The 13,729-nt window shown below is 42.1% G+C and carries 9 protein-coding genes and 4 tRNA genes; 6 read left to right on the plus strand and 7 right to left on the minus strand.

What is annotated here, in order from left to right; translation table 11 throughout:
• Nucleotides 1-46: 46 nt before the first annotated feature.
• From BWX39_RS09590 to BWX39_RS09620, 7 genes are all read right to left on the minus strand, one after another.
• Nucleotides 47-730 carry a hypothetical protein gene (locus tag BWX39_RS09590; protein WP_028905316.1) on the minus strand — a complete coding sequence of 228 codons (684 nt, stop codon included), beginning with the start codon at nt 728-730 and terminating at the stop codon, nt 47-49.
• Between the two features lie 159 nt (nt 731-889).
• Nucleotides 890-960 (minus strand) — tRNA-Gly (locus tag BWX39_RS09595).
• 65 nt (nt 961-1,025) lie between these two features.
• Nucleotides 1,026-1,098 (minus strand) — tRNA-Thr (locus BWX39_RS09600).
• A 456-nt stretch (nt 1,099-1,554) separates the two neighbouring features.
• A complete protein-coding gene (locus BWX39_RS09605) occupies nt 1,555-3,702 on the minus strand; it encodes a peptidylprolyl isomerase (protein ID WP_028905315.1) in 2,148 nt (715 codons plus the stop codon).
• 108 nt (nt 3,703-3,810) lie between these two features.
• A complete protein-coding gene (locus BWX39_RS09610) occupies nt 3,811-5,070 on the minus strand; it encodes a hemolysin family protein (protein ID WP_028905314.1) in 1,260 nt (419 codons plus the stop codon).
• A gap of 9 nt (nt 5,071-5,079) precedes the next feature.
• Nucleotides 5,080-5,739: an LPS export ABC transporter periplasmic protein LptC gene (gene lptC, locus BWX39_RS09615; protein ID WP_028905313.1), complete on the minus strand. Its 660-nt coding sequence runs from the start codon at nt 5,737-5,739 to the stop codon at nt 5,080-5,082.
• Between the two features lie 19 nt (nt 5,740-5,758).
• A complete protein-coding gene (locus BWX39_RS09620; RefSeq protein WP_028905312.1) occupies nt 5,759-7,066 on the minus strand; it encodes a hypothetical protein in 1,308 nt (435 codons plus the stop codon).
• Nucleotides 7,067-7,203: 137 nt separating this feature from the next.
• On the opposite strand from BWX39_RS09620, the gene BWX39_RS09625 reads away from it, so the two are divergent.
• The 6 genes from BWX39_RS09625 (at nt 7,204) to BWX39_RS09650 (ending at nt 13,628) form a co-directional block, all read left to right on the plus strand.
• Nucleotides 7,204-8,406: an Lnb N-terminal periplasmic domain-containing protein gene (locus BWX39_RS09625; RefSeq protein ID WP_028905311.1), complete on the plus strand. Its 1,203-nt coding sequence runs from the start codon at nt 7,204-7,206 to the stop codon at nt 8,404-8,406.
• On the plus strand, nt 8,403-8,765 hold the full coding sequence (locus tag BWX39_RS09630; RefSeq protein ID WP_036860427.1) for a hypothetical protein: 363 nt from the start codon (nt 8,403-8,405) through the stop codon (nt 8,763-8,765). Before BWX39_RS09625 ends, BWX39_RS09630 begins: the two co-directional genes overlap by 4 nt.
• Before the next feature lie 119 nt (nt 8,766-8,884).
• Nucleotides 8,885-12,241 carry a preprotein translocase subunit SecA gene (secA, locus tag BWX39_RS09635; protein WP_028905309.1) on the plus strand — a complete coding sequence of 1,119 codons (3,357 nt, stop codon included), beginning with the start codon at nt 8,885-8,887 and terminating at the stop codon, nt 12,239-12,241.
• A 575-nt stretch (nt 12,242-12,816) separates the two neighbouring features.
• The gene (locus BWX39_RS09640; RefSeq protein ID WP_051129488.1) at nt 12,817-13,227 is read left to right on the plus strand and encodes a PH domain-containing protein; all 411 of its coding nucleotides are present in this window, start codon (nt 12,817-12,819) and stop codon (nt 13,225-13,227) included.
• 228 nt (nt 13,228-13,455) lie between these two features.
• Nucleotides 13,456-13,528: transfer RNA gene (locus BWX39_RS09645), tRNA-Lys, on the plus strand.
• A gap of 27 nt (nt 13,529-13,555) precedes the next feature.
• A tRNA-Lys gene (locus BWX39_RS09650) sits at nt 13,556-13,628 on the plus strand.
• Nucleotides 13,629-13,729: the final 101 nt, after the last annotated feature.

Below are 13,729 nucleotides of genomic sequence, written 5' to 3' on the forward strand. Positions count from 1 at the left end.
TTACCTTTACTATTACTAATAATACTTAAGTGAGAATTAAAATTGGCTACAAGATCTTCGTAATAAAAAGTTTTATTCTTTCATTTAACTGTTTCTGCTTCTCTTTGATATATTTCTTAATGACTTCTGAAATACATTTTGTCATACCTTTGAGAATATTATTAGATGTAGAATCAGTATAGATATTCATTCTCCGATTACAATCCCACACCTCAACATAATCTTTAGTTTTAGAACTTCCTGTTATTTTATTAACATCTACAAACACACCTATTGCAGAAGATTTGTTATTGATTTTTTTTGCAATCTTATAGGCGTATTTAATATATTTTTTGCAGGTATTTATGTCTCTTTGGGTATCTGGGTATAACAAGGCTACATAAAGCAATGGTTTATTTAATCCGACAAGACTTAATCGCGACATAAATTTAGTTGCAATCTGATCTTTACGACTGGCGTCAATCTCTATAACTACCTGCTTATTTTTGTTTCTTTTAGGTTTTCCATAGATGTCAATTCTATCTTGTGTCAATGGAATAGCTTTATATTCACTGTACCATAAGTAATCGGGTACTGTTTTGTTTAATTCGGCACAAATAACTTTTTGGTATTTTTTTATATTGTCATGGCCATTTAGGTCAGTGCGGTTTAGATGATTCACTAAATAATTGCTAAACTTTTTAGCAGCTCGTTCAATTTCATCTAAGATTTTTTGGTCGTTACTATTCATAATTTAATTTTTAATTGTTATTTTTCAAATACAAAGGTAAAAAAGTTTCAGAACAAAAGTATAAGGAAAGGAAAAAAGTTTGAGCGTGTTTCTGATGATAAAGCCTAGTTCTCATTTACAGATATGTTTACAGCAAGCGAATGAAAAGGTGGGAGGAAGAGCGGAATACGGGAGTCGAACCCGCCTCCCAGGCTTGGGAAGCCCGTGCACTACCGATGTGCTAATTCCGCTTGTAGATTTTGATTTGTATTGAAGTCTGTGTTTTTGCTTTTGTAGAAACCCTTCTTCGACGAAGAGCCGATACCCGGACTCGAACCGGGGACCTACGCATTACGAATGCGTTGCTCTACCAACTGAGCCATATCGGCAAAAGCGAATGCAAAGATACATACAAAAAATGGAATATCCCAAATTTATTGCTGATATTTTATGGTTGCTGTCTGCTAAAACTAAAAATATGGCACAGAACATTATGAAAGTAGGGGAAAGAGGGTGAAAACGTGTAAAACATTTTCGCAAGCGTGTCTATTGTTTAACTAACTTGTTATCAGTATGTTACAAAACCTATTGTTTTGCATTCCAAAAGCGTAGGTTTTGCAAGGTAAAAGCGGCTGTTTTGGCGTGCAAAAGAGCCGCTTTCGCAACGTCAAAACGAAATTGCTGTTTTTCAAGGGAATTTTCTTTACAAAACGAGGGCGATTTCAAGTATCTGTTTGGAGCATGAAAAAGGAAAGCTACTTGTAGGCAGTTGCGAGGTATGGAAATAAAACAAGGTGGACTTGACAAGCAAATCCACCTTATATATAATGTGTTAGTTTATGTTCTTAGAAGAACAAGTAGCGATTGTCTACTACCTTTGCGTTCAACACCAAGTCTTGCATGAAGGTGCTTGCAGCCTGCATATTCTGCTGCATACACATTTGCATCTGCTTAGCTTCGTCGTATTTAACGCCTGGGCGCATTGCCTTCTTCACTACTTGGAATACATATACACCTGCATTGCCCTTAACTGGCTTCTTAGAGAACTTGCCTGCGGCTGTTGCTGCCACTGCACCAGAGAGTGCTGGCTCGGTAGCACCAGTAGCTTGAACAAAGGCTGGGGCAGCGAAAGTGATTTGGTTTACTTCGCTAACCTTGGCACCCTTGGCTTGTGCTGCAGCGATGCTGTTCAGACCGTTGAGCTTAGAGATGAACTGTTCTGCCTTCTTGTCTTTGATAACTTCGCGCTTCAAGATTTCCTTTACTTCAGCATCGTCCCATGAACGATAGCCTTGTGGGTGAATCTTTGTCAATGCCACAACCATAAAGTGGTCGTTGTCGCCACACTCGTAAAGTGGAGAAACGTCGCCTTCCTTAGCTTCGAACACCCACTTCAAGGCATCGCGGGTAGCGTGAATGCCTGCGAGGTAGTGCTCGGCAGTAGTTATGTTCTTGTTTTCCTGTACCTTGTAGCCATATTTTGCTGCGTTCTTTTCCAATTCAGCAAGTGTTGTGCCTTTGGCAACATATTCAGAGAACTTGTTGAAAGCTGCACTGCGGGTTTCCTTAGAGAAGTCGATGGTCTTCTTGATAATCGCAGCATTGGTCTTTGTCTTCATAGCCTTCTTGTCGAGTACCTGAAGAATTACGTTGCCTTGACTAAGTGCCAAGTTCTGGACACCGTTTACTTCGCCATTCATAATGGCTGTGATGTACTGACGGTTGTCTTGGTTCATTGTTGTAGCGTGTTCGTATTGCTGACCTGTGAACCATACCTTTTCGCCTGTCTGGCCGTAACGCTTGGCAATGGCTTCAAAGTCTGCGCCACCTGCCAACGCCTTTTGGATAGAGTCGGCCTTTGCAACAGCTTGTTCCTTTGTTGCTGCAGCAACTTGGATTTGGCGGAACTGAACAGAGTCTGGCAACTGTTCTTTGCTTAGAACACGGATAATATTCAATGTGTTGTCTTCCTTGTTCTCTGTAACGTTTGTTGTTCCAACGCTCAAAGAGTCAATCTTTCCTGCAATGTCAGAATATGCCTGATAAGCACTGCTGCTTACTGGCAAGCCGATGTAAGGAATCTGGCTGCCGCTCTTGCTGATAACGAGTGCTGGGTCGGCTGCTGTTGCCAACTGCTGTTGGTAAGCGTTCATTTCCTTTACAATAGCGTTGCGGTCTGCCTGGCTTGGCAAAATCTGGAAGTCTACATACTTCACGTCGCGGGTCTCGATGGTCTGACGGAACATTGGCTTCAGTTCTTCGTACTTAGCCTTCAAGTCTTCGTCAGTGTATTTCACGTCAGCATCTTTCACAGAAGTGTATGCCATTGAAGCCAACTGCACCTGTGCTTCTTCGTTCTCGTCGTTGAAGGCAAGTTTAGCTTCAGCCTTGTTAGAGAGAACGCAGCTTGCATAAAGTGCCTGGAATTTCTGACCCAAGAGCTGTGAACGGAGGTTCTTTTCTACAAACATCCAATAGTTGTAGGCTGTCTTCATCTGTTCTGCCTGCTGTGGATTTGCAGTTTTTGCCTTGTTGTAAGCGTCGATAAACTGCTTCAATGCGTTTACATCGAAACGTCCTGTCTGCTGGTTGATGAAAGGAGTTTGCGATAACATTGGGTCTGTACCTTCGTTGAGAACGTTCTGCAACTCTTGTTCGGTAACAGTCAAGCCAACTTTCTTTGCGTCAGCTTCGAGTACGTGGTTCGTTACCATCTGCTGCCAAACTTGGTCTTTCACCTGATTGAGTTCACTCTCTGACAAGTTGTCGCGTTGCATTGTGAACTTGATAGCGTCCTGATACTCGTCAACGAGCTTCTGATAGTCTTGCACGTTGATTTTCTCTCCTAAGACTTCGCCCACTTGTTGTCGTGCTTCGCCTTTGATACCGTTACAAGAACGGAAAGCCTCTTCAGCAATAAATGCAAAAAGACCCAAGCCGATTATAACAATCAGCGTGATGCCTCTGCGTCTGATTTTTCCTAATGCTGCCATTTTTTATTTTATTTATTTTTTTTGATTTATTTCTTTATCAGTGCAAAAATTGCGTACAAAAATACAAATAAAAAGATAATTAAAGTAATAATTACCGAAGAAAATGCGCTAAACGCTAACTTTTAGCTTCACAAGTTCTATTTTCGTCATTGTATTCTTGATTATTTTAAACTCATATTTCCCTATTTTAACTAATTCGTTTAATTTCGGGAAGCTCTGGTATTCGTGGAGTATAAAGCCGCTTATGGTCATATAGTCATCGCTTTTCGGCAAATCCAAATCGAACATATCGTTCACCTTTTCTATCTCTAAACGAGCAGAGAGAATGTATTCGTTGTCTGCAATCTTCTTTGCTATGTACTTTGCATTGTCGTGTTCGTCTTCAATGTCGCCAAAGATTTCCTCTACAATATCCTCCAACGAAACAATTCCGCTGGTTCCGCCGAACTCGTCTACAACCACGCCAAGGCTCTTCTTCTGCTGCAGGAACATATGCATCAGCTTTTGGGCAGTCATTGTTTCGGGCACGAAAGGCATTTTTCGGATATGGTCGTGCCACACTTGTGGGTTCTTGAACATCTCCGAAGAGTGGATATAACCTTCTATATGGTCGATGTCGTCCTTGTAGACAACTATCTTGGAGTTTCCGCTTTCAATGAATTTCTGCTGCAATTCGGCAACAGGACAGGTTATATCAACGGCTTTTATCTCTGTGCGAGGCACCATACAGTCCTTTACTTTCGTGTCGGTAAACTCTAATGCGTTCTGGAATATCTTTACTTCCTCTTCCAGTTTTCCATCGTCTTTTGCGTTTTCGATGGAACTTTGGAGCAGGTAATCTAAGTCTACTTTGGTGAAAGTGCCGTCGTTTTTCACTTCATCAACCTTCACGCCTATGGTTCTTAGCATTATGCGCGATATGAAGGTAGAGAAACGACTGATAGGCCACAATACGATGAAGAAAAGGTAAGCGAGTGGGGCAAAGAACGACAGCAGTGCGTTGGGGCTGCTTTTAAACAATACTTTCGGAATGAATTCGCCAGTAAATACAACGATAATGGTTGAAAGAATGGTGTTTAAGGCAACCTGCGTGACGGGCGAAAAGGACAGGAAGAGTGTGGCGTTGAAGATGTCGGCAAACAATATTCCGTACAAAACCAACACGATATTGTTGCCTACGAGCATTGTTGAAACAAAGCCATTGGGGTTGCGATAAAATATTTGCAGGCATCTTTGTGCAAAGCCATTCTTCTCTTTGTCCATTTCTGCAAGCATTCTGTTGCTCGAAACGAAAGCTATCTCCATTCCTGAAAAGAATGCAGACAATGTCAAAGACACTAAAATTCCTATTATTAAACTAATATCCAACGTTTCTCCTTATCGATTTAATACTACTCCTTGTAAGTTCTTGTGAGCCATTGTGTCTATCGGGGCAGACGGCATCGACATTGCTCTGTCGCTATTTGGCACAAATTCACGCTCATTGAAAATACCCCAACCTTTCGTTTGTCGTATTTCATAGACCGTCATTTGCTCGTCGCTCTTGAACCAGTTTCCCTCCAAGGCCTTGTCGGGAGTCTTTATACGAGAATATTTGTGCGACCATATTTCGTGGTTCCGTTCGTCCCAGAATAGTTCGCTGCTATAAAATTCCACGTTGTTTGCAGTTACAATCTGTACGTGTCCGTGAAGTTCCCAACGGCGTTCCTTGTCGTAATAGATGGCCGTGTCGCATTGCATAAACCCTACGATGCGCTTCTTTAAGTCGAACTGTGTGAGCAACAAACCCTTATTGAAAGTCCATCGTGAAGGGTTCTTTACCTCGTTTACCTCCCATTCTTCGGCAATGATACGGTACTTGATGACTCCTGAATCGGAAATCAACGTATTGACACCGTATGTTGTCATGATAGGAACAGAATCGTGCTCGTGTATGGCAGGGGCTGTATTTCCACGTTTTTCGCTGCACGAAGCCAAAAAGGGTATGACACATAAAGCAATTATCATACAAGAGATGAAAAGTTTGCTTTGTTTCATAATGCAAGTATAACAGGTTTTAGCGTACCTTGAACTTAGCGAACCAACGTTCGTTGAAAGTAAGACCTACATTGATGCGGAACATATTTTCTTTTATCAAACCTGTGGCACTTCTGTTCACCCATTCTACTCCGACGTTGAGCAAACTCCTGTGGTTATAGTTGTTTACGATAGGAATGCCCAATCCAAGGCTTGCAGATATTTCCTTTGGCCCGTCTTGTTTGTTTATCATTATATAAGGTGTAGAATAGCTTACACCTGCACGGTAGTGCAATTGGCTGAAGAAATTGCGGTAGCGTTCGCCTTTGCAGTATTCTCCACCCAATGTCAGCTTCTGCATATCTTTAAGTTGTCCGCTCACAAGCGTGTAGCTTGCTTTGTCATTGACAACGTTGAACTGTGGCATTTTAATATCTGCCCATTTCTGCAATTGGTAGTCTACACCCAACTTCAGTTGGTTGTTGTGGTTCCACATCAAGCCTACACCGAAAACGTGAGGCAGACTTAAAGCGTCTTTTATTGCATAGCTTGTTGTATCGTTCACAGCTGTCTGCGAGTTCTTGGATATAATGTTGCACACTGCATCAGAGTTTAGCTTATGTCCTAAAGAATAGGTCAAGCCTAAAGTAATGGCATTCTTTTTAGACAGTTTCTGCGTATATTGCAAGCCAAAATCAGCTTTATAACTCTTTACTTCGTATGTATAGGTTTTCGAGAGCGTGTTTATATACGAGTCGCTGTAACTGTTCACGACGGTACGCTCCAAGTTTCCCCAAAGGTAAGCAATGTTCGCACCGATGGCAAGTCCTTTAAAGGGCTCCCAGCCAAGACCGAAGTAAGCCTGTCTTATACCACCTGTTCCGTTAAAAGTATTAGAATATGTTGGCTCTGGCAACGATGGATTGGGCTTTGGGTTTACATTACTACGGCTTGTATAGCTGTATCCTACATTTGTATAAGGCATCAAACCGAAGCTTACACCTACGTGCTTGAAAGCCCGAAAGGCTGCGTTGATATACTCTATGTTACCATTGTTGGCGTTTTTCTTATGCCCATTCTCATCAAAGTTGGTCATTTGCAAACTCACACCTGCGTCGAATATAAACGAAAGTGAATCTAAAGCAGAGTATGAAGCAGGATTTTGGAAGTTTATCTGGTTGTGTTCGTGGAAACCGTATGCCAATCCGTTCATACTACGGTTGAAGCTTGAAGACTGCGGAGACAATGTTCCTAATCCAAATTGACTGTATGGAGAATTAGTGCCGCTCTGTGCCATTGCCGTAATTGATAAGGCTACGCAGAGTGCTGCTGTGAGTATTTTCTTCATCTATTTGTAATTTCAAAAAATATAAACAGTGCAAAGTTATTAAAAAAAAATGATAACATAGAAATTCTATATACTATTTTGATTTTTAATAAGGTTTCTTTGCGGTATCACAGTTTTTCATTACCTTTGCCAAACAAATGAAAAAGCTCGTTCGATATATAGTTGTCTGCATTTTGCTATCAGTTTTGCCACTGGCTGCAAAAGCAGATTCATTGACCTATTCGGACTCTGTTGAAATCTCTCTCTTGACTTGTACGCCTGGCAACGAGGTGTGGGCGCAATACGGACACACAGCCATTCGCTACAACGATATTGCAAACGGCAACGACCTTGTTGCCAATTATGGTGTATTTTCATTTGAACAACCTTATTTTATTCCTCGTTTCGTATTGGGAATGACCGATTATCGCATTGGCATGTCTACAACCGAAGAGATGCTTTTCATATATTCATACGAGGGTAGAGGCATTATTGAACAGGTATTGAACCTCACCAAGGACGAAAAATATAAAATTTACCTTGCCTTAAAGAAGAACTTGCTTCCCGAGAATGTTGTGTATAGATACAATTTCTTTTACGATAATTGCACCACAAGGGCACAACACATGCTGCTCGACTATTTAAATGGCAATACTAAATATACTTCTGACAATACAAAACCCTTGCCTTCGTTTCGTGAAATGATACACGAATGGAACAAAAACGACGCTTGGACACAGTTCGGTGAGGATATATTATTAGGTGTAACTGCCGATTTGCCTGTTAAAACAGAAGAACAGAAACTGTTTCTGCCCGATAACCTACGCAAATACATCGAATGTGCAATACACAACGGACAGCCTTTGGTAAAGCAAACATCGGTTCTCTTACAGCCCAGCAAGTCTTCAGAAGAGGCAAGCATCTTCATTTCGCCCTTTCAAGTTGCAATTCTGTTTGCCGTTCTTGCTATTTCCGTATTGCTCATAGAGTATAAAAAGAAAATAGCTTTATGGGGTTGGGACATTCTGCTGATGGCTGTTTCGGGCATTATAGGGCTTCTCCTGTTTGTTATGATATTCTCTTGCCACCCTTCTGTAAGCCTCAATATGATAATATTCTTGTTCAATCCGTTGGCTCTGTTCCTCATTCCTTCGGTTGTCAAGAGCATCAGACGCAAGCAGAAACATTGGTGGTGGACGGCTTGGGAAGTGTCAATCATAATTGGATTTATCGGTAGCTTTTTCCAAAAGATTCCTGTTCCAATATTAATTGTGGCACTATTCTTGCTATTTAATTGTGTCTTCCATCAATGGTTGATTAAGAATGTCTATACGGTAGCGATAGAAAACAAGGCAAAATGATGAATAAATACATTACCGCACTGCTCGTAGTATTAGCAACAACAGGCGTAGAAGCACAGACATACCAGTCTGCGCTAAAGGCGGCAATGGGCAATGCTACTTTAGAAGAGTTTTGCAATCATCTTAATATAAAAGGTGTTGAAACTGACATATTGTCGGTTATCGAAGCCTACAAGAATATTTCAAAGGAAGAAGAAAACAAACCTGCAACCACACGCCTTGCTCCCTCCGACAGACACAAGGCTGTACACAGCGTACGACAATTAGAAAATCTTAGAAAAACAATATCAAACTATTTGCCGAATCCCTCGGTCAATTCTGCAATATTAATACGTGCGCCGAGTCGTTTTATCTCATAGACACGCTTCAATAAGCGTAACTAATTACAGCGAGAAAATAAAACAATATTCACACAGTGGACTTCTAACAGATTAAATGAACGACAAACAAACACGTCCGCTGAAATACAGACATTAAAATGAACTTCACAAAATTAATGAAGTCTCTCTTTGGAGACAAATCAACACGCGATATGAAACTCATTCAACCGTATGTTGATAAAATCAAAGCTGCCTACCCAGCTATCAAGGAACTTAGCAACGACGACTTGCGTGCTAAAACAAAGGAAATACAACAATATGTTCAAGACGCTGGCAAGCAGCAACGCGAGGAAATAGCAAAACTCCGTGAGAGCATCGAAGATACACCAATCGACGAGCGCGAGGATATTTTCAACAAGATAGACAAACTCGAAAAAGAGGCACTGGACAACTATGAGAAGGCATTGGACGAAGTTATGCCTATTGCTTTCTCTATCGTAAAAGATACGGCTCGCCGCTTTACAGAGAACGAAGAAACCATCGTTACGGCAAACGACTTCGACCGTGAGCTTGCAGCCGACCCACGAAAAGACTTCATAACCATCGACGGCGACAAGGCTATCTACCACAACCACTGGACAGCAGGCGGCAACGACCTCAAGTGGGAAATGGTTCACTACGACGTTCAGCTTTTCGGCGGTACGGTACTCCACCAAGGTAAGATTGCCGAAATGGCAACGGGTGAAGGTAAAACCCTCGTGGCTACCTTGCCTGTCTTCCTCAACGCTTTGACAGGAAATGGTGTTCACGTGGTAACGGTGAACGATTACCTTGCCAAACGTGACTCTGAATGGATGGGGCCATTGTACGAATTCAACGGTTTGTCGGTCGATTGTATTGACAAACATCAACCTAACTCGCCAGAACGTCGCCGCGCTTACCAAGCCGACATTACTTTCGGTACAAACAACGAGTTCGGTTTCGACTACCTACGCGACAACATGGCAGTATCGCCTGCCGACCTCGTGCAGCGCAAGCACAACTATGCCATTGTCGATGAGGTAGACTCTGTGTTGGTAGACGATGCCCGTACACCTCTTATTATTAGTGGTCCTGTACCAAAAGGCGACGACCAGATGTTTGAGGAATATCAGCCATTGGTTCAGAAACTCTTTGAAGTTCAGCGCAAGCAAGCTACCGAATTGCTTGCAGAAGCACGCACAAAGATTTCGAGTGCAGCCGATTGCAAGGACGAAAAAGAACGTCAGGCAATGCTCGAAGAAGGTTTCTTGGCACTTTATCGCTCACACAAGGCACTGCCAAAGAACAAGGCACTCATCAAGTTCCTTTCAGAAGAAGGCATTAAGTCGGGTATGCTGAAGACTGAAGAGTTCTATATGGCAAACAACAACCGTGAAATGCCAAAGGCGGTAGAGCCGCTTTACTTCGTTACCGAAGAGAAAATGAACTCTTGCGACCTTACCGACAAGGGTGCAACGTGGTTGGCTAAAGAGGTAAACGACGATAAGTTGTTTGTGCTTCCTGATATTACAACAGAGCTTTCGCAACTCGAAAAAGAGAAGGAAGACAAGGTAATAGACGAGCAAACCTACATCGACAAGAAAGACGATATGATGAGCAACTACGGTGTTCAGAGCGAACGTGTCCACACGTTGCAGCAGTTGCTCAAGGCTTATACCATGTTCAATAAGGACGATGAATACGTTGTTCTCGATGGCGAGGTGAAAATCGTAGACGAACAGACTGGTCGTATTATGGAAGGCCGCCGCTGGAGCGATGGACTCCATCAAGCTGTGGAAGCCAAGGAACACGTAAAGGTGGAAGCTGCCACACAGACTTTCGCTACCATTACCTTGCAGAACTACTTCCGTATGTACCATAAATTGGCGGGTATGACGGGTACAGCCTCTACCGAAGCAGGCGAATTCTGGGACATCTACAAGCTCGATGTTGTAGAAATTCCTACCAACCGTCCTATCCAACGTAAGGATATGGAAGACCGTGTCTACAAAACGGCTCGCGAAAAGTATGCTGCCGTAATCGACGAAATAGAAGAAATGCGCAACAGCGGACGCCCTTGCCTGGTGGGTACAACCTCTGTGGAAATCAGTGAGTTGCTCAGCAAGATGCTCAGTATGCGCAAGATACCACACCAAGTGTTGAATGCCAAGCAGCACCTGAAGGAAGCACAGATTGTTGCCGAAGCAGGACGCTCTACCAACGGACTCGGTGCCGTTACCATTGCTACCAATATGGCGGGTCGTGGTACCGACATTAAGCTCTCGCAGGAAGTGAAAGATGCTGGTGGTTTGGCAATTATCGGTACCGAACGCCACGAAAGCCGCCGTGTAGACCGCCAGTTGCGTGGTCGTGCAGGACGTCAGGGCGACCCTGGTTCATCTGTGTTCTACGTTTCGTTGGAAGACAAGCTGATGCGTCTTTTCGGTTCCGAACGTATCGCAAAGGTTATGGACAGACTCGGTTTCGAGGAAGGCGAGCGCATCGAAAGTTCAATGATTTCAAACAGTATTGAGCGTGCGCAGAAGAAGGTGGAGGAGAACAACTTCGGTATTCGTAAGCGTTTGTTGGAGTACGACGACGTTATGAACAAGCAGCGTACCGTAATTTACGAGAAGCGTCGCCATGCATTGATGGGCGAACGCATCGGTATGGATATTTCAAATATCATCTGGGACCGCTGTGTAAACATCATAGAGAACAACGACTACGAAGGTTGCAAGGAAGAGTTCCTCAAAGTGCTGGCGATGGAATGCCCATTCACCGAAGCCGAATTTGAGAATACAGGCAGGGAAGAATTGGAAGAACGTGCTTTCCAAGTTACCATTGAGAACTTTGAACGCAAGACGGAACGCATTCAAACCGTGGCTTGGCCTATCATTAAGCAGGTTTACGAGAACCAAGGTGCTATGTACGAGCGTATTATGGTGCCAATTACCGATGGCAAGCGTGTCTACAATATACCTTGCAACTTGAAGGAAGCCTACGACTCTGAGGCTAAATCGGTAGTTAGACAGTTCGAGAAAGTCATTCTCCTGCACCTCATCGACGACGACTGGAAGGAGAACCTGCGCCAGCTCGACGAATTGCGACACTCTGTGCAGAATGCTTCATACGAGCAGAAAGACCCATTGCTCATTTTCAAACTTGAGAGTGTGAAGCTTTGGGACAATATGATTAACGATATGAACAACCGCACAGCAAGCGTTCTGATGCGTGGACAAATTCCTGATATGCAGCCTGCAGAAGAAATTCAAGAAGCTGCTCCAGAGCAACATTCACAGCGTTACGACGAGAAGAAGGACGATTTGATTGACCAAAATCAGCAAGCTGCTGCTCACCAAGATACGCGCGAGACAGCACAGCAGCAACATCGCACTCCTTATATGGCTGAAAAAATGCCACGTCCAAACGACCCGTGCCCTTGCGGTAGCGGAAAGAAGTTCAAGAATTGCCACGGACGCAATTTAAGATAAGCCGTAAAACATCATAAAACAAGTACAGGAGCGAAACCTTTTATCGGGTTTCGCTCCTTTTTTATTGAAGAGCAACAACAGAGGGAAACGATATTCTATCGGCGAAAAGTCGTTGCGGTGGTTGTACAAAATAAGCAGCAACATCGCTGCAGAGTCTTTATACCTTGAGTGTAGCTATGTTGTACTGCGCATACAGCCAGCTTTACACAGAAAGTGTGGCATTGTTAGGCAAACCTTAATCTCTGTTTTTGCTTTCCGTTGCCTGTGTCTTGCATTCGTTCTGCTTGCTGAGTGGTGTTGTTTCCTACAATCAAATATCTTTGTTTATAATATCTCGCAATGTATGGCATCGTAGAGTCAACCAGCAAGTGCAAAAATATAATAATTTTGCACTTGCTGGTTGACTCTACGATGAATTTCTTAAAAAGAAATTGCGAAAATGTTTGGATATGTATTTGAAATGTGCTAAGTTTGCAAAAAGAACAAATTTAGAAGATTTGGAGAAGTTCGTAAACCTTAATCTTAGCAAACTTCCAGAATTTTCAAATAAGTCATATACTTTAGAATAGGATAAGATGGAAAAAAAATATAATTCAAAAGTTGACTTGTGGTTATATCTGTTTATATATATAAGTATAATATTATCTGCAGTACCTATTCTTTTAATTGATTTTAATTGGATTGTTACTATTTTTCTATTTGTTATCCTCGCAGCGTTAACCTTGTATCCATTAGGAATTAAATATACAATTAATGGAAAAGTCTTATCTATTCATTGTCCTTTCTTTTCAACACAGGTAATTGATATTTTTGATATTTTGTTAATAGAATCTACACACACTTTAGATTCGTCACCTGCAGCTTCAATTGATCGATTAAAGTTAACGTATAAGCATGGTTGTGTCATTATTTCACCTAAGAAAAAAAAGGATTTTGTAAATCATATTTTATCAATCAACTCAAAGGTTCATATAAAAATCAATTGAAGATATATAAAAAAAGTATTGCTGTCTGGTAAAACTTTTTAGGAACGTCTAAAATTAGGGTCAACACTTCTCACGAAGTATCGGTCCTTTTGGTTATCTTTGATTTTAGAAAAAAATAACCATGGGCAAAGATAGGGCGGAGTAAATAAATTTATTCCAAAAAAAAGATAATTTTGTTTGGTTGGTTAACGGAAAATTGCTACCTTTGCACTCGCAAAAACGAAAAATGCACCCTTAGCTCAGTTGGTAGAGCAACTGACTCTTAATCAGTGGGTCTAGGGTTCGAGTCCCTAAGGGTGTACACTTTCAGTGCAAATTTCGTTTTAATGCACCCTTAGCTCAGTTGGTAGAGCAACTGACTCTTAATCAGTGGGTCTAGGGTTCGAGTCCCTAAGGGTGTACAAAACCCATTGATAAAAGCCTCAAAGTTCAGCTTTGAGGCTTTTTTTATTTCCTATTTTCTGTAAGAGGGGGAGGGTAGAATAAATAAAAAAAGTCCGTA

Source organism: Prevotella intermedia ATCC 25611 = DSM 20706, from assembly GCF_001953955.1.
GTDB classification, from domain to species: Bacteria; Bacteroidota; Bacteroidia; order Bacteroidales; family Bacteroidaceae; genus Prevotella; species Prevotella intermedia.

Bases quoted from the DNA above. Each gene is read 5' to 3' on its own strand.
- BWX39_RS09590 (WP_028905316.1), bottom strand. From the start codon at position 730: ATGAATAGTAACGACCAAAAAATCTTAGATGAAATTGAACGAGCTGCT.
- secA (WP_028905309.1), top strand. From the start codon at position 8,885: ATGAACTTCACAAAATTAATGAAGTCTCTCTTTGGAGACAAATCAACA.
- BWX39_RS09620 (WP_028905312.1), bottom strand. From the start codon at position 7,066: ATGAAGAAAATACTCACAGCAGCACTCTGCGTAGCCTTATCAATTACG.
- lptC (WP_028905313.1), bottom strand. From the start codon at position 5,739: ATGAAACAAAGCAAACTTTTCATCTCTTGTATGATAATTGCTTTATGT.
- BWX39_RS09625 (WP_028905311.1), top strand. From the start codon at position 7,204: ATGAAAAAGCTCGTTCGATATATAGTTGTCTGCATTTTGCTATCAGTT.
- BWX39_RS09605 (WP_028905315.1), bottom strand. From the start codon at position 3,702: ATGGCAGCATTAGGAAAAATCAGACGCAGAGGCATCACGCTGATTGTT.
- BWX39_RS09640 (WP_051129488.1), top strand. From the start codon at position 12,817: ATGGAAAAAAAATATAATTCAAAAGTTGACTTGTGGTTATATCTGTTT.
- BWX39_RS09630 (WP_036860427.1), top strand. From the start codon at position 8,403: ATGATGAATAAATACATTACCGCACTGCTCGTAGTATTAGCAACAACA.